We start from the raw sequence: 18,451 nt of genomic DNA, 5'->3' as shown, positions 1-18,451 counted from the left end.
CACAAGGCCCGGCGTTGGAAACGTGTTGAGTTAAGCGGGCTCAGAATTTGCTGTCGGACACGCGCATCTCCCGCGCCCGGCTGAGGATCGCATCCTCGACCGCGCGGGTGGTGGCCCGTGCCACGGGCTGGCCGCCCGAAGATTGCAGCGCCACATTGAGCGAGCGTGCATCAAGCGCCGGATCGTCGATCAGAACGGTCGCGCGATAGGCGCGGCCGCCGCCCGGCGGGGTGCCATAGCCTGTGACGATCACCCCGGTGAAAGGATCGACCGATTGCACAGGCAGGAAGTTCAGCACTTCGAGCGAGGCCGACCAGAGGTATTTGTTCACCGAAACGCTGGTGTCGGTGTTCTTGCGGTTGAAGATCGACCAGATCGTATTGTCGGGATTGGTCTCAATGTTATTCGGGTTGTTCGGATTGGTGTATTGATCCGGCCGATCTGTGGCCGGGCTGCCAAAGCTCCCGCCACAGGCGGTCAGCGCGCTGAGCGCCAGAACGGAGATTGCCATCTTGCAAGCGGTACGAAGGGCCATTGCAGCTTTCCTTTGCCTGTTTGCGCTCCGGTCTATCCAAGCAGGCCCTTATCGGCAAGGTCTATGTCATAGGAGCGCGCTGCGCGGCATCGGGCGCCGCCATAGGCAAAGGCGCGGCCCTAGGGTGAAGGCGCGGCCCTAGGGTGAAGGAACTGTGGCATAGCTGCACCAGCCCCGGCGACATTGCGGGTGGGGAGGCCGTGAACCTTGCCAAGTGCAGGGGATTGGGGGCAAACAGCCTGCATACCCTTACCGGATTCCCCGGTCTGGGCATATGAATTCAAACCGAGGGAAAACTCATGAAAAAAGTTCTCTTCGCTACAACAGCCCTGGTTGCGACCGCCGGTGTAGCAGCAGCAGACGTGACATTCGGCGGCTACGGCCGTTTCGGCATCATGTACAACGACAACGACTCCAACCCTCTGCTGGACAGCTCCACAGACCTGACATCGCGTATGCGTCTCCAGATCGACGCGACTGCTGAATCCGATGCAGGCGTTGTCTTCGGTGCACGTGCACGTATCCAAGCTGACGGCAACGGCACCACCAACGGTGCAGGCGCAGACTTCAACGGCGTTCGTTACTTCGCACGCTCCGGCGGCTTCGAAGTCGGCGTTGGCAACATCTTCGGTGCTCTGGAATCCATGCCGGGTCAGTACCCCGTCGATATGGGTCTGACCGGTCTGGGTTATGACTACACCGCATTCGACGGCAACGGCGACGCATACACCTCCACTGGTGACGGCGCTCTGAACGGTGTTGAAGTTCTGTACTCCGCTGGTGACCTGGCAGTGCACGTTTCGGCTTCTGACGTAAGCGACCGTGTTGCAGGCTACGTTGCTTACACATGGAGCGGCTGGACCTTCGCAGTTGGTGGCCAAGACTCCGACAACGCGGGCGACACCGAGTTCACAGCGACAGCTGGTGGTTCCTTCGGCATCGCCGACGTAACTCTGGCCTATGCTGACAACGGCACAAACGGCGACCGCGTTATCCTGGCTGGCCGCTTTGACGTTGGCGCAGCGACAGACGTTGAAGTCTATGTTGGCGACCAAGACGGCGCAGACACCGGCTACGGCATCGACTTCAACCACGACCTGGGCGGCGGCACCTCGCTGCGCGGCGGTGTGGTTAAGCAGTTCGACGGCGACACCGTTGCCGACATGGGTGTTCGCTTCAACTTCTAAGTTGAACGACATACTGTGAATATTGGGGCAGGCCTTTCGGTCTGCCCCCTTTTCTTTTGCCCACCGCTGTTGTTTTCTGCGCGCCTGACATGGAGGGCCGAAAATGAGTCTGAGCGACATCCAAAACCGCATCTCGAAAGCCGAAGCCGATGCAGGCCGCCCGGTGGGGTCGGTCAAGCTGATCGCTGTCAGCAAGGTTCAGCCCGATGCGCGTGTGCGTGCGGTCTTGGAAGAGGGGCACCGCTCTTTCGGAGAGAACCGCGTGCAAGAGGCGGCGGGCAAATGGCCCGGTTTTCGCGAGGATTTTGACGGCATCGACCTGCACATCATCGGCCCCTTGCAAAGCAACAAAGTCCGTCAGGCGGTGGAGCTGGCCGAAGCGATCCACACGGTCGACCGCCCCAAACTGGCCAAGACCATCGCGCGGTTGGCGCAGGAAATGGGCCGCTGCCCCGACCTCTTTATTCAGGTGAATACGGGCGAGGAGGAGCAGAAAGCCGGGGTGATGCCCCGCGACGCGGATGCGTTTGTCGCCGAGTGTCGCGCGCTGGACCTGCCGATCAAGGGGCTGATGTGCATCCCGCCGGTGGACGAGGCGCCGTCGCTGCATTTCGCGCTGCTGGCCAAGATCGCCGCGCGCAACGGTCTGAGCTGGTTGTCGATGGGCATGAGCGGCGACTTCGAGCAGGCCATCGCACTGGGCGCCACCCATGTCCGCGTCGGCTCCGCCATCTTCGGCGAAAGGGTTAGCGGATAATCAGCCGCGTCGCCGGACCCACACGGGAGGCGATTTCATGCAGATCGCTCCGTGCAAAGGCGATGCACCCTTCGGTCGGATAGCCGGGCCGCCGCCATTGGTGAATGAAGATCGCAGAGCCGCGCCCTGCCGTGGCATCGGGCCAGTTCCAATCGGTCAGGATCACCAGATCATAAAGCGGATCGGCGCGGCGCAGGGTCTCATGGCTATGGGGGTAGGGCGCGCGGACACGATGGTTGTAGTCGGGCTGGCCGCTGGCATCTGACCACAGATCGCCCGGACCGATCGGCTGGGCCCAAGCGCTTGGCGCCGGGATGCGGTCGGGCCGGTAGAGCATTCCCACCAGACGATGCACCCCGCGCGGCGTGGCGCCATCGCCCTCGCGTTTGTCATCGGTCAGCCCGCCCTTGCCGATGCTACAGGCATAGCGCCGCCCCTGAAACCGCAGCCCCGTCGGCGTGAGCACCATGTCGTTCGGGGTCATAGCAGATGCCCCGATTTCGCGGCTTTGGTGGCCAGATAGGCGCTGTTGTGGCGGTTCTCGCCCACGGCCAGCGGGACGCGCTCGGTCACGGCGATGCCGCTTTGCTCCATCATGCCCACCTTGCGCGGGTTGTTGGTCAGCAGGCGCACGGCTGAGAAGCCCATAGAGCGCAGGATATCGGCCCCGAGGCGGAAGTCGCGCTCGTCATCCTCGAACCCCAGCCGGTGATTGGCCTCGACCGTGTCGAAGCCCTGATCCTGCAAGGAATAGGCGCGCATCTTATTGGCAAGACCGATGCCACGGCCCTCTTGGTTGAGGTACAAAAGCACGCCATGCCCTTCGCCGCCCATCTGCGCCAGCGCGGCGCGCAGTTGTGGGCCACAGTCGCATTTCAGGCTGCCCATCAGATCGCCGGTGAAACAGGCCGAATGCAGGCGGCAAAGCACCGGCGTGTCGCGGGCAGGGCGGCCGATTTCGATGGCATAATGCTCTTCGCCGCCATCCTCGGGGCGGAAGATATGCAGACGCCCGGCCTCGGAGACCTCCATCGGCAGGCGCGCGTTCACCACCGGATGCAGCGCGCTGCGCTCCGCAAGGATCGGGGCGGCGGCGGTAAGGTCGATCAAGGTCAGCCCATGCGTCCGCGCGAAATCGGCCCCCTGCGGCAGATCAAGCACCACTGCGGCGGGCAGCATCCGGGCGGCTTTCACCAAATCAATCGCGGCGCGATGCGCCGCCGTATCGCCGCCCCGCGCGGTCTGAAGTGGCCCTTTCATCGGGGCGCGCAGGTCATCCGCCGGATCGGCGATGCTTTGCACCCAAGCAGGTGTCGCCCCCTCAGGCAGCAGCACCCGGGCGAGATTGCCATCATAGGCCCGCGCCTTGAGCGTTTCGGCCCGCCGCGCGGTGATCGCCAGCACCGGCGCACCGCCCAAGGCCAGCACATCCGCAAGGCGCTGTGCGGTCAGCGTCTCTGCTGCCAGCACGAGGGCGGCCTGCGCCGCATCCGCCAGAATCACGGGCACGCCCATGCGCAGATCGGCCCGCGCACGCGCCAGTTGTTCGGTGATGTCCGGGGCGAAACTCATGGTTTGTTGCAACTCCGCAAAGGCTTCCCCGTCTATCTAGGTTATATCGCAAGGAATTGAAACATTTCACGCTTTGTTGACACGAGGCTGTGAGACAGTGGTCACATCCCTTGTCCGGGCCCCGCCCAAGGCGCATGTATAAGACAACAGACGGAGAGACAGATGGCCCAGCTTAAGAAAATCCTGCTTGTCGATGACGACGATGACCTGCGCGAAGCGCTGAGCGAGCAGTTGATCATGACCGAGGATTTCGACGTTTTCGAAGCGGCCAATGGCACCGAGGCGATGACCAAGGCGAAAGAGGCGCTTTACGATCTCATCATCCTCGACGTGGGCCTGCCCGATACCGATGGCCGCGAGCTGTGTCGCCTGATGCGCAAACAGGGGGTGAAAAGCCCGATCCTGATGCTGACGGGACATGACACCGATGCCGACACGATCCTCGGCCTTGATGCCGGGGCGAATGACTATGTCACCAAACCGTTCAAATTCCCCGTCCTTCTGGCCCGCATCCGCGCGCAGCTGCGCCAGCATGAACAGTCCGAAGATGCGGTGTTCCAGCTCGGGCCCTATACGTTCAAGCCCGCGATGAAGGTGCTGACGACGGAGGACGACCGCAAGGTGCGTCTGACCGAGAAAGAGACCAATATCCTCAAGTTCCTCTACCGCTCCAATGACGGTGTGGTGCCGCGCGATGTGCTGCTGCATGAGGTCTGGGGCTATAACGCAGGCGTCACGACGCATACGCTTGAAACCCATATCTACCGCCTGCGGCAGAAGATCGAGCCTGACCCCTCGAACGCCCGTTTGCTGGTGACGGAATCTGGTGGCTATCGCCTGATGGCATAAAAACCGGGAACCAATTCCGACCCCCGTGGTTGGAATACCTGAGAGGCGGGGTTTTCATGACCCGCCACTCGGTTTGAAGCCCGACTTTTGTACCCGGGTAAAGGTACATACCTCCCTGTTGGACTGGCCGGGCCATAGTGCCCGGCCTTTTTTTGTCTGCTTGAGCTTTCCGGATTTCGCCATGGCACCCCCGCGCCACCCGCGTTATTGTGCCGGCCTACCCCCAGACCGGAGCCTGCCCCCATGTCCTTTTCTCTCGCCACTTGGAACATCAACTCTGTCCGTCTGCGCGAGCCTTTGGTGTTGAAGCTGCTGGCCGAACACGGGCCGGATGTGCTCTGCCTTCAAGAATGCAAAAGCCCGGTCGACAAGATCCCGGTCGAGGCGTTCAAGGCGGCGGGATACACGCATATGGTTGCGCGTGGGCAGAAGGGCTACAACGGCGTGGCGATCCTGTCGAAGCTGCCCTTGGTGGATGCGGGCGATCAGGATTTCGCCATGTTGGGCCACGCCCGCCATGTCGCGGCCAAGCTGGAAAACGGCACCACGATTCACAATTTCTACGTCCCCGCAGGCGGCGACAAACCCAACCGCGAGATCAATGAGAAATTTGGCCAGAAGCTCGATTACCTCTCGGAAATGCGCGACTGGTTTCATAGCGACAAACCCGAGAAGTCGATCCTTGTGGGCGACCTGAACATCGCCCCGCGTGAGGATGATGTCTGGGACCATAAAAAGCTGTTGAAGATCGTCAGCCACACGCCTGTCGAGGTCGAAGCGCTTGGCGCGGTGCAGGATGCGGGCAATTGGGTCGATATCACCCGCCAAGATGTGCCCGCGGGCAATCTCTATAGCTGGTGGTCCTACCGCGCTGCCGATTGGGATGCCGCCGACAAGGGTCGCAGACTCGATCATATCTGGGCCACATCGGATATCGCGCAGGCCGGGCACTCCAGCCATATCGTCCGCGATGCGCGCGGTTGGGAGAAACCCAGCGACCACGCGCCGGTTTTTGCCAGTTTTGACCTTTGAATCGCGTCTCCGCACGTCCATATAAGGCCAAACGCGATTAGCGAGGATAACAGCATGACCGACCTGAACCTTTCCACCGCCGCCCCTGCGGATGCCGACCTGATCAAGGACACGACCGAGGCGACCTTCATGGCTGATGTGGTCGATGCCTCGCAAACGGTGCCGGTCATCGTTGATTTCTGGGCGCCGTGGTGCGGTCCCTGCAAGACGCTGGGCCCGATGTTGGAGGACGCCGTGCGCGCGGCCAAGGGCGCGGTGAAGATGGTGAAGGTCAATGTCGATGAGGCCCAGAACATCGCGGGCCAATTGCAGATCCAGTCGATCCCCACGGTCTATGCCTTTTTCAAAGGCCAGCCGGTCGACGGTTTCCAAGGCGCGCTGCCGCAGTCCGAGATCAAGGCATTCGTCGATCGCGTGGTAAAGGCGGGGGGCGGCGAAGCCCCCGGTGATACGCTGGCCGATGCCGTCGCCGCAGCCGAAGAGATGCTGGCCGAGGGTGCCGCCACAGATGCGGCGCAGACCTTTGCCGCAATTTTGGAAGAAGACCCGATGAACGCGCCCGCCTATGGCGGCATGGTCCGGTCCCATATCGCCATGGGCGCATTGGATCAGGCCGAAGCCCTGCTCAACGGTGCGCCGATTGAGATCTCCAAGGCCCCCGAGCTTGAAGCCGCACACGCCCAGCTGCAGCTAGCACATCAGGCCGCCGATGCCGGCCCCGTGGCCGAGTTGACCGAGAAGGTCGAGGCCAACCCCGACGACCATCAGGCGCGGTTCGATCTGGCCCAAGCGCTCTATGCCCATGACAATGCCGAAGCTGCCGTCGACCACCTGCTAGAGCTCTTCCGCCGCGATCGGGAGTGGAACGAAGGCGCTGCCAAGGCGCAACTTTTCATTATTTTCGAGGCACTTAAGCCAAATGATCCGGTGGTCCTGAATGGCCGTCGCAAACTGTCATCAATGATATTTGCCTGAGGCGTCGGTCGCGCTAAGTCCCTTGTCATGATCAAGCCAGCAGAACTGCCCAAGACTATTGCGATCTTTCCGTTGGCAGGGGCGCTGCTGCTGCCCCGCTCGCGGTTGCCGCTGCATATCTTCGAGCCGCGCTATCTTCAGATGATCGAAGACGCGCTCAAGACCGACACGCGGTTAATCGGCATGGTCCAGCCCAACGAACTGCCCGGTCGCGACGGCCATGGGCTGCACCAGATCGGCTGCGCGGGCCGCATCACCCAGTTTTCCGAGACCGAGGATGGCCGCTATATGGTGACCCTTGGCGGCGTCTCGCGCTTTCGCGTGGTGGAGGAGATCGAGGGCTTTTCCCCCTATCGCCGCTGCGATGTGAATTGGTCGGGCTTTGACCGCGATCTGGGCGAGGACGAGGTCGACGACAGCTTTGACCGGGCGCGATTTCTTGACCTTCTGGGGCGCTATTTCGATAGCCGCGGCCTTTCCGCCGATTGGGACACGCTGAAAGACGCCGAAGATGAGTTGCTGATCAACTCCCTGTCGATGATGCTGGAGTTCGAGGCCGAGGACAAACAGGCGCTGCTGGAGGCGCCTTCGCTGGAGACCCGGCGGGAGACATTGGTGACATTGATCGAATTCGCGATGCGCGGCGGTCAGGAAGAGGGCTTGATGCAATGACGGACGTGACCGTTCAATTCGACCGCCGGATGCTGGAGGCATTGATCTGCCCGCGCACCCAGACAACGCTGACCTATGACGCGGAAAAGCAAGAGCTGGTGTCGAAAGCTGCCAGCTTGGCCTATCCGATCCGTAACGGCATTCCCGTTATGCTGCCGGATGAGGCGCGGACCCTGTAACGGCCCGCGACCCGATCAAAGGGGCTTGCCCCGCATCAATCGAGGCAGGTCACCCGTCAGCCCCGCCGCTTCGCGGATGAAGGTCCGGCGCAGGCCGGGAAGGGCGTTGATGGCGGCCATACCCATGTCGCGGGCCAAGCGCAAAAGTGCGTTATCATTCGAAAACAGCCGGTTGAAGCTATCGGTCGCCAGTGCAAGGCTGGCATTGTCGAACCGTCGCCATTCCTGATAGCGCGCTAGTACCGCGTCGTTTCCGGGGTCTTCGCCCCGGCGAACCGCATCGGCAATCACCTCGGCCAAGGCTGCCACATCGCGCAGCCCTGCGTTCAACCCCTGACCGGCGATAGGATGCACCCCATGGGCCGCGTCGCCCAAAAGCGCCACGCGCGGGGCGGTCATGGAATGGGCCAGCGACAGGCCCAGCGGATAGCTGTAGCGCGGGCCGGTCAGCGAAAGCTCCCCCAGAAAACTGCCAAAGCGGGGGCGCAGCATCTCAAGGTATTGCGCATCCGGCAGGGCATTGATCGCGGTGGCATTGGCGCTCGCTTCGCTCCAAACGATGAGGGAGCGGTTGCCGGTCAGCGGCAGGATCGCCAGCGGGCCGGGGGGCATGAAGAATTGATGCGCGATGCCGTGGTGCGGCTTTTCATGATCCACCACGCAGACCAGCGCCGTCTGGCCATAGGACCATGCGATACGCTTGATGCCCGCGCGCTCTGCCGTGCCGCTGCCGCGGCCATCGGCCCCCACCGCCAGTCTTGCGCGCAGGGTCTTGCCGCCCTCAAGCGTCAGAGTGATGCCGGTCGGCGCCACCGATTGCCCCGTGACGCGGGTGTCGTTCATCATCGTGATCGCCGGATCGGCGGCAGCCGCTTGCAGCAGCGCGCGGCGCAGATGACGGTCTTCGACCATCTGGCCCATCGGGCCTTCTTCGATCTCGGCATGATCGAAATGCATGAACATGGGCGAGGGGCCGGTGCCAGCACGCCCATCGGTGACCTTGATCTCCAGCATTGGCTGGGCGTCATCCGCGATGTCGGGCCAGATGCCGATGCCTTCCATCAACCTGACCGAGGTCAGCGCCAGCGCATAGGCGCGCCCGTCGAAGGCGGCGTTCTCAAACGTTTGTGCGGGCTGGGCGTCAATCACCGCCACGCGCAGTCCCGCGCGGCTGAGAGCCAAGGCAAGGGCGGGGCCATTCAGCCCCCCGCCGATGATCGCGATATCGTGGTCAAAATCCATGGCCCTAGATATGACCTGCGCGCGGGGATTGTCCATGCGCCGAACGGTCGCTAGGTTCGCCAAGAACAGCGGTAAGGGGCATGACATGCAAGAATGGTTGGAAATGACGGCGGCGGATCTGGGGCGCGGGATCGCGGCGGGCGATATCGACCCTGTGGCGCTTTGCGATGCCTATCTTGATGCCATCGACGCGCATCCGATGCGCGACCGTATCTATGCCCGCGTCACCCCTGACCGCGCCCGCGCCGAAGCCGCCGCCGCGGCTGAACGTGCCCGCGACGGCCAGCGCCTGTCACCGCTCGACGGGGTGCCGATCTCTTGGAAAGACCTCTTCGATACCGCCGGAACGGCCACCGAGGCGGGCTCCAAGCTGCTCGAAGGCCGGGTGCCGGAGCGCGACGCCGAAGTGCTCGCCAGCGCCACGGCCTTGGGGCTGGTCTGCTTGGGCAAGACCCATATGAGCGAATTGGCCTTCTCGGGCCTTGGCCACAACCCCAGCACCGCCACACCGCCCTGCGTGAACGAGCCGGACAGCGTCTCGGGCGGGTCGTCCTCAGGCGCGGCGGCCTCGGTCGCCTTTGGCTTAGCGGCGGCGGCGATCGGGTCGGATACCGGCGGGTCGGTGCGCATTCCGGCGGCGTGGAACGATCTGGTGGGGCTCAAGACCACCGCGGGCCGTGTGTCCCTTGCCGGGACTGTGCCGCTGGCGGCGAAGTTCGACACGGTTGGCCCGCTTTGCCGTTCGGTCGAAGACGCGGCGCTGCTGCTCGCCGCCTTGGAGGGCGGTAAGCCTGCCGATCTGCAAGAGAGCGAGTTGGAGGGCTGCCGTTTCGCGGTGCTGACCAATGTTGTCATGGATGAGCTTTCCGATGAGCCAAAGGCTGCTTTTGAAGCGGCGGTAGCGCGGTTGCGCGAGGCCGGTGCCACGGTCGATGAAATCGCCGTGCCCGAGGTGGAAGAGGCGATGCCGCTGAGTTCCTGTCTCTACACCACCGAAGCCTATGGGCTATGGCGCGATGTGATCGAAGCCGACCCCGATGCCATGTTCAGCGAAATTCTTGAGCGTTTCCGCCTGGGTAAGGGTTTCTCCGGCCCCGATTATGTCGCTGCTTGGGCCAAGCTTGATCTGGCGCGGGCAGGCTATGACCGGGCCGTGGCGGGCTATGACGCGGTGCTCGTGCCGACAGCACCCATGCTGCCGCCGAACATCGAGCGGCTGAACAGCGATCACGACTACTACCTTGCGCAGAATCTTCTATCCCTGCGCAACACGCGAGTCGCGAATCTCATGGGGCTTTGCGCGCTTACTTTGCCGACCGATACGCCCTCTTGCGGCATTTCTCTGATGTGCGCGCCGGGGGCCGAAGAACAGCTTTTGCGCCTTGGTGCAGCGGCTGAAGCGGCCCTGCGCGAGGCCTAAGACCGCACGACCGAAAAGCCACAAGGGCGGCAAAACTCCCCGGTTTTTCTGGACGGGAGAGGCGCCCTTGGGTACCTTGGGGCAAACGGGGCGCGAATGATCCCGATCCGAGGCAGTTTTGATGATGTATACCGAGCGGTTTTCGAACCTTCCGGCCCACGTGTGGCCGCGCCTGCGCGCATTGCTTGACGGGCATGAGGGCGGCGGCACGCCGATCCATATGACCATCGGCGAGCCGAAACATGCGTTTCCGGCTTGGGTGACCGATGAGATCACGAAACACGCCGCAGGGTTCAACAAATACCCGCCGAACGACGGTTCACCCGAATTGCGCGCGGCCATCGCCGCATGGATCGCCCGCCGCTACGGGGTTGAGATGGACCCCGACAACGAGGTGATGGCTCTGAACGGCACGCGCGAGGGGCTCTATAACGCCGTCATCGCGCTTTGCCCGCCCACCAAGAATGGGGAGAAATCGGCCATCCTGATGCCGAACCCCTTCTACCAAGTCTATATGATCGGCGCGATTTCCGGTGAGGCGGACCCGATCATGGTGCCCGCCACTGCCGAGACCGGGCATCTGCCAGATTTCGCGAGCCTGCCCGAAGAGGTGCTGCGCCGCACCACGGCGGCCTATCTTTGCTCCCCGGCCAATCCGCAGGGCGTTGTCGCCTCGCGCGATTACTGGGCTGATCTGATCGCGCTGACCGAGAAGTATGATTTCCTGATCTTCGCCGATGAATGCTATTCCGAGATCTACCGCGACACGCCGCCCACCGGGGCGCTGGAGGTGGTCAAAGAATTGGGCACCGACCGCAACCGCGTGGTGATCTTTCACTCGCTGTCGAAACGCTCAAACCTGCCGGGGCTGCGCTCGGGCTTTGCCGCCAGCGGGGCCGAGACGATGCGCCAGATCAAACAGCTGCGCAACTACGCGGGCGCGCCGCTGCCGCTGCCCTTGCAGCAGGCCGCCGCCGCCGTTTGGGCGGATGAGGCGCATGTGGAAGAGAACCGCGCGCTCTACCAAGAGAAATACGCCATCGCCGACCGCATCTTCGGCAATGTGCCGGGCTATGTGAGCCCCGAGGCGGGGTTCTTCCTCTGGCTTCCGGTCGAGGATGACGAGGCCGCGGCGCTGAAACTCTGGCGCGAGACCGGCGTGCGGGTGCTGCCCGGCAGCTATCTGGCGCAGAACGTCGCCGGGGGGAACCCCGGGCAGAATTACATTCGGGTCGCCTTGGTGGCCCCAAAAGACGAAACGACGCGCGGATTGGAAGCGATCCGCGACTGTCTGTATTCGGCATAAGCGAGGGACGACATGGCATATCAGACACGGGGACGCGATCCATTGCTAGACAGCAACATGGCCGAGGCAATCGAAAAGCGCGGTCGTGAACTGCTGGGGCTGGCGCTGATCATGCTGGGCATCATGGCCGCCATGATGATCGGCAGCTACACGCCCGACGATCCCAACTGGATGGTCTCGACCGATGCGCCGGTGCAGAACTGGATGGGCCGGATCGGTGCCTCCATCGCTGCGCCGCTGTTCATGATCGTCGGTTGGGGCGCTTGGGGCATCGCCATCGTCCTGCTGTTCTGGGGCGGGCGTTTCGCGCTGCATCAGGGCGATGACCGCGCGCTCGGGCGGCTGATCTTTGCGCCCATCGCCGTCGCACTTGGCGCGATCTACGCCGCGACACTGGCCCCCGGTCAGGAATGGCTGCTGACCCATAGCTTCGGTCTGGGCGGGCTTTTTGGCGATACCGTCATGGGCGCGCTGCTGACGATCTTGCCCATCGGCTCGACCCTGACGGTCAAGCTGATGTCGCTTTTGATGGGGGTCGCTATCCTTGCGTTGGGCGCCTTCGTCTTGGGCTTTACCAAGGCCGAGCTGTTCCGCATTGCGCGGTTCCTGCTGGTCGGTCTGATCATGGCCTATGCCGGGCTGATGACCCTTCTGGGCCGCGGGGCCAATGGGGCCGTCGTGGCCGCGCAGAACCTCTCGGCCCGTCAGGCCGAACGTCGTGAGCGCCGCCGTCAGGAGGCCGAAGACGCCGAAGCCTGGGCCGCGCAGGAAGCCGAGCAGAGCTATGCCGCAGAGCACGCTCCGGTGGCTGAGCCGGAAGCCGAACCGCGCAGCCTGTTCGGTCGGATGCCCGGGCTGATCAAACGGCCCGAACCCGAAGACGACATGCCCGAGCCGGAACTGATCGAGACCTACAGCGACGCCATCGTGGATGAGACACCGGGCGAAGAGCGCATCAAAAGCAAGATCGCCGATGTGATCAAGAACCGCGTGCGCCATGCCAATGCGATCCACACGCCGACGACCGCGCCCTTGACCAAGGGCCGGGGCCGTGGGCCGGACCCGCTCGTGCTGAACACCAGCCAGCCCGCCGCCCAGCCCGCCGCGCTGCGCGCCGAGCCGCCCCTGACCGCCGAAGCCGCCACCCTGCGCCCCGAGCCGCTGCTGCGCAGGCCGCAGGCCCAGCCCGCGCCCGCCCCGACGCCCGAGCCGATGGTTCAGGAACCGGCAGCGCAGGCGCCGATAGCCGCGCCCTACGAAGACACTGTGGCGTCTGAGACCCTGCCGTTGCAGCAGGCGCCCGCGCCTGAGGCGATGAAAATCCCCGTGGCGGAGCCGCGCAAAGTGGTGCAGCAGCCCGCCCGCAAACCCGTCCAGCCCTCGAAACGGGCGCAGGTCGAAGCGCAGCCCACCCTGACCTTCGATGACACGCATCCCGGTTTCGAACTGCCGCCGCTGAGCCTTCTCGAAAGCCCCGAAAGCGTGCAGCGCCTGCACCTGAGCGACGAGGCCTTGGAGGAAAACGCGCGGATGCTGGAAACCGTGCTCGACGATTACGGCGTGAAGGGTGAGATCGTCGCCGTGCGTCCCGGTCCGGTCGTCACCATGTATGAGTTGGAACCCGCTCCGGGCCTCAAGGCCAGCCGCGTGATCGGTCTGGCGGATGACATCGCCCGCTCGATGGCGGCGCTCTCGGCCCGTGTCTCGACGGTGCCGGGCCGCTCGGTCATCGGCATCGAACTGCCCAACGAAAACCGCGAGAAGGTGATCCTGCGCGAAATCCTCTCCTCCCGCGACTTCGGCGACGGCAACCATCGCCTGCCGCTGGCGCTTGGCAAAGACATCGGCGGCGACCCGGTCGTGGCCAACCTCGCCAAGATGCCGCACCTGCTGATCGCGGGCACCACCGGCTCGGGCAAATCCGTGGCGATCAACACGATGATCCTGTCGCTGCTCTACAAGCTGACGCCGGAAGAATGCCGGATGATCATGATCGACCCCAAGATGCTGGAACTGTCGGTCTATGACGGCATTCCGCATCTGCTGAGCCCGGTTGTCACCGACCCCAAGAAGGCCGTCGTGGCGCTGAAATGGGTCGTGGGCGAGATGGAAGAGCGCTATCGCAAGATGTCCAAGATGGGCGTGCGCAACATCGAAGGCTACAACGGCCGCGTCCGCGAGGCGCTGGCCAAGGGCGAGATGTTCTCGCGCACCGTGCAGACCGGCTTTGACGAGGACACCGGCGAGCCGATCTTCGAGACCGAGGAGAACACCCCCGAGGCGCTGCCCTATATCGTCGTCATCGTCGACGAGATGGCCGACCTGATGATGGTCGCGGGCAAGGAGATCGAAGCCTGCATCCAGCGTCTGGCGCAGATGGCGCGGGCGAGCGGAATCCACCTGATCATGGCGACGCAGCGCCCCTCCGTTGACGTGATCACCGGTACGATCAAGGCGAACTTCCCCACGCGGATTTCCTTCCAAGTGACCTCGAAGATCGACAGCCGCACGATCTTGGGAGAGATGGGGGCCGAGCAGCTTCTGGGCATGGGCGACATGCTCTATATGGCGGGCGGGGCCAAGATCACCCGCTGCCACGGCCCCTTCGTGAGTGATGAAGAGGTCGAAGAGATCGTCAACCATCTCAAGCAATTCGGCGAGCCGGATTATGTCTCGGGCGTGGTCGAAGGGCCGTCGGAGGATAAGGAAAGCAACATCGACGCGGTGCTGGGCCTCGGCGGCAATACCGATAGCGAAGACGCGCTTTATGACACCGCCGTGCAGGTGGTGATCAAAGACCGCAAATGCTCCACCTCCTACATCCAGCGCAAACTGGCGATCGGCTATAACAAAGCCGCGCGTCTGGTCGAGCAGATGGAGGAAGAGGGGCTGGTCTCTCCGGCGAACCACGTCGGCAAGCGTGAGATTCTGGTCCCGGAGCAAGCATAGAGCTACCCGCCCCCTCCCCTGCCGGGGGTGATCATAGAAAAACACCGCCGGGCCACCCTCCCGGCGGTGTTTTTCTATGGGGCGAGGCCAGCGATAGCGAAAAACCGCCCCCTGATATCGAATATCACGGCCACCCGCCCTATGTCTGAACGTGAGGCAACACAGGACGAACAACATGCGTAAACTTACTTCTGCGATTCTGGCGGTTGGACTGGCCGTATCGGCTCCCCTCGCGGCGGCGGCGCAGCAGCTGTCGCTGAACGAGATCTCGGGCTATCTGAACCAGCTTCGCACGGCCAAGGGCGACTTTACCCAGATCAACGACGACGGGTCGATCAGCACGGGCACGATCTATATCAAACGCCCCGGCAAGGTACGTTTCGAATATAACGCGCCGGATTCCGGGCTGGTCGTCGCCGGGGCGAATACGGTCGTGATCTACGACAAGAAGTCGAACCAACCGGCGGAAACCTATCCGCTGGCGCGGACCCCGCTGTCGATCATCTTGGCCGATAACGTCAATCTGGGCCGTGCCAAGATGGTGACAGGCCACAGCTACGACGGCACCGCCACCACGGTCACGGCCCAAGACCCCGCCAACCCGCAGTATGGCAATATCCAGATGAAGTTCACCGGCAACCCCGTGCAGCTGCGTCAGTGGATCATCAACGATGGCAATGGCAGCGCCACCACCGTCGTGCTGGGTGACATGCAGGTGGGGGGCAATATCTCTAACAGCCTGTTCGACACCGGCGGCGCACGGGCTGGCGGCAAACGCTAAGCGGCCCTGCTGAAACAAAAAACGCCCCGGCTGATCAGGCCGGGGCGTTTTGCATTGGAGCGGCTGGCGATTACCAGCGGCTCAAGCGGCAGCCTGCGATCTGGTTTTCATAAAGCTTGGCGCGGGATTCGACCTTGCCCGCGACGCCGACCAGCCACGCCTTGCTGTTGTAGCTTTGCCGGGAAAAGCCCGTGTGCCCCTCGTGATAGGCGAGGTATTGATTGCGGGCGTCATGCAGCGAGACGCCGTTCCGCTCCCGCGTCAGGTTCATGTACCAGCCCATGAAATCGCTCGCGTCGCGAATCCGGTCGCGTTTGGCACGCCAGCGGCCCTCGGATTCCAGATACTCGTCCCATGTCGCGTCCAGAGCCTGCGAATAGCCAAAGGCGCTGGATTGGCGGCCCATTGGGATCACGCCCAGCACATATTTGAACGGCGTCCGGGCATCCGCCACGAATTTGCTCTCTTGGTGGATGGTGGCCATTTGAACGTGAATGGGGACCCCCCATTTCCGCTCGGTCGCGCGGAATGCGCGCAGGTACTCGGGGTGCTCTTTCAGGATCGTGCAGGCGTTATCCAGATCACGCGGGGCCGTTTGAGGCCCGCCGCCGCAGGATGCCACCAGCAGTACGATCATCATTGCGCAAAGATGCTTGCTCATCTGCCTCTCGCCTCTCGTTTTTGTTAGGGGACGTTTTTTCGGAGGAGTTTAACCGATTCACCCTCACCATCACATCACTAAATTGGGAAAATGCGCGGCAGTCTGCGCGGTATTGCGCTGACAGCGCATCGGCGGGCAGGCGGTATTTCGCGGGAGCCCGGTAAAGCAGTTGCGCCCCCGGGCGGTGGGCCGCTGCAAACCCACTGTCGGCGCAGCGTTCACAGTCTGTTTCCCCGCACAGAGCCGCTGTGATTGGACAAAAGCCCCTTGAAAGGGCTACCGTCGAGGGGTAGGGGCAGCATGTTATGATACGAACACGCGCAAAATATCACCTCGGGCAGATTGTCCGTCACAAGAAGCATCCCTTTCGGGGCGTGATTTTTGACGTCGACCCGGAATTCGCCAACACCGAAGAATGGTATGAGGCGATTCCCGAAGAGAACCGGCCGGTGAAAGATCAACCGTTCTATCATCTCTTGGCCGAGAACGATCAGAGCTACTATGTGGCCTATGTGTCCGAGCAGAACCTCGTCGCCGATTATTCGGGGGAGCCTGTGGACCACCCCGATATCCCCGATCTGTTCGGCCCTTTCACCGACGGTGCCTATCCGCTGCATTTCCAGATGAACTAAGCCCGGCGGGCCGTTGCCCGCCCGCGCAGGCGTTTCATCAATAGCCCAAGGCGCAGCCGTCCTTGCGCGGGTCGCTCGCGCCTTCCAGAACGCCATCTTCGCGGATGCGGATCGCCTGCGCTCCGCCGATCGCCGTTTCGGGCACCTCGATCCTATGGCCCAGATCGCTCAAGCTTTGGCGCACATCGTCGCCAAAGCCGCGCTCCACCTTCATCACCTGCCCATCGGCAAAGGCGCGCGGCGCGTCGATGGCGCTTTGCACATCCATGCCAAAATCGGTGAGGTTCGAGGCAAAGCGCGCATGGCCGCAGGGCTGATACGCCCCGCCCATCACACCAAATGGCATGGTCACCCGGCCATTCTCGCGGATCATGCCGGGGATGATCGTATGCATCGGGCGTTTGCCGCCTTTCAGCTCATTCGGGTGGCCTTCCTCCAACGTGAAACCCGCGCCACGGTTTTGCAGCAGGATGCCGAACTTGTCCGAGGCGATGCCAGAGCCGAAGCCGTGGAAGATCGAATAGATGAGCGAGACCGACATGCCGTCGCCATCGACCACGGTGATATAGATCGTGTCTTTATGCACCGCCTCGCTGATCGGGGCGGCGGCGGTCATGGCGCGTTTGGGGTCGATCAGGGCCGCAAGGGCGCGGGCGGTCTCAGGCGCCAGCATGTGCTCAAGCCGGGTGGTGTGATCCGGGTCGGCCAAAAAGCGGTTGCGCGCGTCATAGGCCAGTTTGGTGGCCTCAGCTTCGATATGCAGCCGCTCGGCCCCCAGCGGGTCCATCCCGGCGATGTCGAAGTGATCGAGGATATTCATCAGCAAGAGGGCGGTCGCCCCTTGGCCGTTGGGCGGATGTTCGACCACTTCGAGGTCTTTGTACTGGCCTGACACGGGCGTCGTGACCTCGGAGCGGGCCTTGGCGAAATCCTCGGCGCTGTGGCTGCCGCCTGCGGCGTGCAAGGTGGCGATCATGTCCTCGGCGATCTCTCCGGTGTAGAAGGCATCGCGGCCCTGCGCGGCCACGCGGCGCAGCACTTCGGCCTGTCCCGGCGCGCGGAAGATGTCGCCGGTGCGGGGCGTTTTTCCGTTGATGAGGAAGTGATCCCGCGCGCGCCCCTGAAGGGTGCCGCCATCGGTGGCCCAGTCAAAGGCCACGCGCGGGGCGACGGGCACCCCCGCCTCGGCGTAGTGGATCGCGGGGGCGAGCAGGGCGTCCAACCCCAGTTTGCCGGTGCTTTCGGAAAGCTGGCAGAAAGCGTCGATGGCCGTGGGGATGGTCACGGCATCCGCCGAGCGGAGCGGCACCGACTGCTCACCTCGGTCCCGCAGTTTGGCGGCATCCAACGCCGCTGGCGCGCAGCCGGACCCGTTGAGCGCATGGACTTCTTCGCTCCCCGCTGGAGAGTAGAGCACGAAGCAATCGCCGCCGATCCCGGTCATCTGTGGCTCGCAAATGCCGAGCAACACCGCCCCGGCGATGGCCGCGTCCATCGCGTTGCCGCCCCGCGCAAGGATATCGACCGCCGCCCGCGCGGCCAGCGGATGCGATGTGGCGCAGATGCCGTTGGTGGCCAAGACCGGTGACCGGCCGGGAAGGTGAAAATCGCGCATGTGCTGCCCCTCGCTGAATTACGTCAGCGTGACCCTAGACGGAGATCTCGGTTCTGCCAATGCGGGGGAAAGTTCCTCGGCACCGCG

The 18,451-nt window shown here is 63.3% G+C and carries 18 protein-coding genes; 12 read left to right on the top strand and 6 right to left on the bottom strand.

Annotated elements, in window-relative coordinates; genetic code table 11:
• Nucleotides 1-40: 40 nt before the first annotated feature.
• Nucleotides 41-535 carry a DUF3576 domain-containing protein gene (locus J7392_RS16020; protein ID WP_067261722.1) on the bottom strand — a complete coding sequence of 165 codons (495 nt, stop codon included), beginning with the start codon at nt 533-535 and terminating at the stop codon, nt 41-43.
• Nucleotides 536-834: 299 nt separating this feature from the next.
• Between J7392_RS16020 and J7392_RS16015 the strand changes: the two genes are divergently transcribed.
• Nucleotides 835-1,722 (top strand): porin, encoded by an 888-nt coding sequence (locus J7392_RS16015; protein WP_209218468.1) that lies wholly within the window; start codon nt 835-837, stop codon nt 1,720-1,722.
• A 103-nt stretch (nt 1,723-1,825) separates the two neighbouring features.
• Complete coding sequence (locus J7392_RS16010; RefSeq protein ID WP_209218467.1) at nt 1,826-2,479, top strand: YggS family pyridoxal phosphate-dependent enzyme; 654 nt, start codon at nt 1,826-1,828, stop codon at nt 2,477-2,479.
• Here J7392_RS16010 and J7392_RS16005 read toward each other — a convergent pair.
• Together J7392_RS16005 and ribA are read right to left on the bottom strand one after the other, a co-directional pair.
• Nucleotides 2,469-2,963 carry a L,D-transpeptidase family protein gene (locus J7392_RS16005; protein ID WP_209218466.1) on the bottom strand — a complete coding sequence of 165 codons (495 nt, stop codon included), beginning with the start codon at nt 2,961-2,963 and terminating at the stop codon, nt 2,469-2,471. The two genes, J7392_RS16010 and J7392_RS16005, sit on opposite strands and share 11 nt — an antisense overlap.
• The gene (gene ribA, locus J7392_RS16000) at nt 2,960-4,051 is read right to left on the bottom strand and encodes a GTP cyclohydrolase II (protein ID WP_209218465.1); all 1,092 of its coding nucleotides are present in this window, start codon (nt 4,049-4,051) and stop codon (nt 2,960-2,962) included. The genes J7392_RS16005 and ribA overlap by 4 nt, the downstream gene beginning before the upstream one ends.
• A 162-nt stretch (nt 4,052-4,213) precedes the next feature.
• Here ribA and J7392_RS15995 point away from each other — a divergent pair, with 162 nt between their 5' ends.
• The 5 genes from J7392_RS15995 (at nt 4,214) to J7392_RS15975 (ending at nt 7,758) form a co-directional block, all read left to right on the top strand.
• The gene (locus J7392_RS15995) at nt 4,214-4,900 is read left to right on the top strand and encodes a response regulator transcription factor (RefSeq protein ID WP_067261731.1); all 687 of its coding nucleotides are present in this window, start codon (nt 4,214-4,216) and stop codon (nt 4,898-4,900) included.
• Nucleotides 4,901-5,143: 243 nt separating this feature from the next.
• Nucleotides 5,144-5,932 (top strand): exodeoxyribonuclease III, encoded by a 789-nt coding sequence (locus J7392_RS15990; protein ID WP_067624394.1) that lies wholly within the window; start codon nt 5,144-5,146, stop codon nt 5,930-5,932.
• Nucleotides 5,933-5,986: 54 nt separating this feature from the next.
• Nucleotides 5,987-6,907, top strand: coding sequence for a thioredoxin (gene trxA, locus J7392_RS15985; protein ID WP_209218464.1), 921 nt, complete (start codon nt 5,987-5,989; stop codon nt 6,905-6,907).
• A 27-nt stretch (nt 6,908-6,934) separates the two neighbouring features.
• Complete coding sequence (locus tag J7392_RS15980; RefSeq protein WP_067261736.1) at nt 6,935-7,579, top strand: LON peptidase substrate-binding domain-containing protein; 645 nt, start codon at nt 6,935-6,937, stop codon at nt 7,577-7,579.
• Entirely contained in the window at nt 7,576-7,758 is a 183-nt protein-coding gene (locus tag J7392_RS15975; RefSeq protein ID WP_209218463.1) for a Trm112 family protein, read from the top strand. Before J7392_RS15980 ends, J7392_RS15975 begins: the two co-directional genes overlap by 4 nt.
• A gap of 15 nt (nt 7,759-7,773) precedes the next feature.
• Here the strand turns inward: J7392_RS15975 and J7392_RS15970 are convergent, their stop codons facing one another.
• The gene (locus tag J7392_RS15970) at nt 7,774-9,000 is read right to left on the bottom strand and encodes an FAD-dependent oxidoreductase (RefSeq protein WP_247744608.1); all 1,227 of its coding nucleotides are present in this window, start codon (nt 8,998-9,000) and stop codon (nt 7,774-7,776) included.
• 85 nt (nt 9,001-9,085) lie between these two features.
• On the opposite strand from J7392_RS15970, the gene J7392_RS15965 reads away from it, so the two are divergent.
• From J7392_RS15965 to J7392_RS15950, 4 genes are all read left to right on the top strand, one after another.
• A complete protein-coding gene (locus tag J7392_RS15965; RefSeq protein WP_209218597.1) occupies nt 9,086-10,420 on the top strand; it encodes an amidase family protein in 1,335 nt (444 codons plus the stop codon).
• Between the two features lie 121 nt (nt 10,421-10,541).
• Entirely contained in the window at nt 10,542-11,726 is a 1,185-nt protein-coding gene (locus tag J7392_RS15960; RefSeq protein ID WP_209218461.1) for an aminotransferase class I/II-fold pyridoxal phosphate-dependent enzyme, read from the top strand.
• A gap of 12 nt (nt 11,727-11,738) precedes the next feature.
• Complete coding sequence (locus tag J7392_RS15955) at nt 11,739-14,675, top strand: DNA translocase FtsK 4TM domain-containing protein (RefSeq protein WP_209218460.1); 2,937 nt, start codon at nt 11,739-11,741, stop codon at nt 14,673-14,675.
• A 175-nt stretch (nt 14,676-14,850) separates the two neighbouring features.
• Nucleotides 14,851-15,456, top strand: coding sequence for an outer membrane lipoprotein carrier protein LolA (locus tag J7392_RS15950; RefSeq protein WP_209218459.1), 606 nt, complete (start codon nt 14,851-14,853; stop codon nt 15,454-15,456).
• Nucleotides 15,457-15,526: 70 nt separating this feature from the next.
• Here J7392_RS15950 and J7392_RS15945 read toward each other — a convergent pair whose 3' ends face one another.
• Complete coding sequence (locus J7392_RS15945) at nt 15,527-16,117, bottom strand: lytic transglycosylase (protein WP_209218458.1); 591 nt, start codon at nt 16,115-16,117, stop codon at nt 15,527-15,529.
• A 305-nt stretch (nt 16,118-16,422) separates the two neighbouring features.
• Between J7392_RS15945 and hspQ the strand changes: the two genes are divergently transcribed.
• A complete protein-coding gene (gene hspQ, locus J7392_RS15940; protein ID WP_067261750.1) occupies nt 16,423-16,749 on the top strand; it encodes a heat shock protein HspQ in 327 nt (108 codons plus the stop codon).
• A gap of 37 nt (nt 16,750-16,786) precedes the next feature.
• On the opposite strand, the gene J7392_RS15935 is transcribed toward hspQ, so the two are convergent.
• A complete protein-coding gene (locus J7392_RS15935; protein WP_209218457.1) occupies nt 16,787-18,364 on the bottom strand; it encodes a gamma-glutamyltransferase family protein in 1,578 nt (525 codons plus the stop codon).
• Nucleotides 18,365-18,451 lie beyond the last annotated feature (87 nt).

The sequence above is a fragment of the Sulfitobacter sp. R18_1 genome (assembly GCF_017743915.1).
In the GTDB taxonomy this organism is placed as follows: domain Bacteria; phylum Pseudomonadota; class Alphaproteobacteria; order Rhodobacterales; family Rhodobacteraceae; genus Sulfitobacter; species Sulfitobacter faviae.
This window is presented reverse-complemented; position numbering and strand designations above follow the sequence as displayed.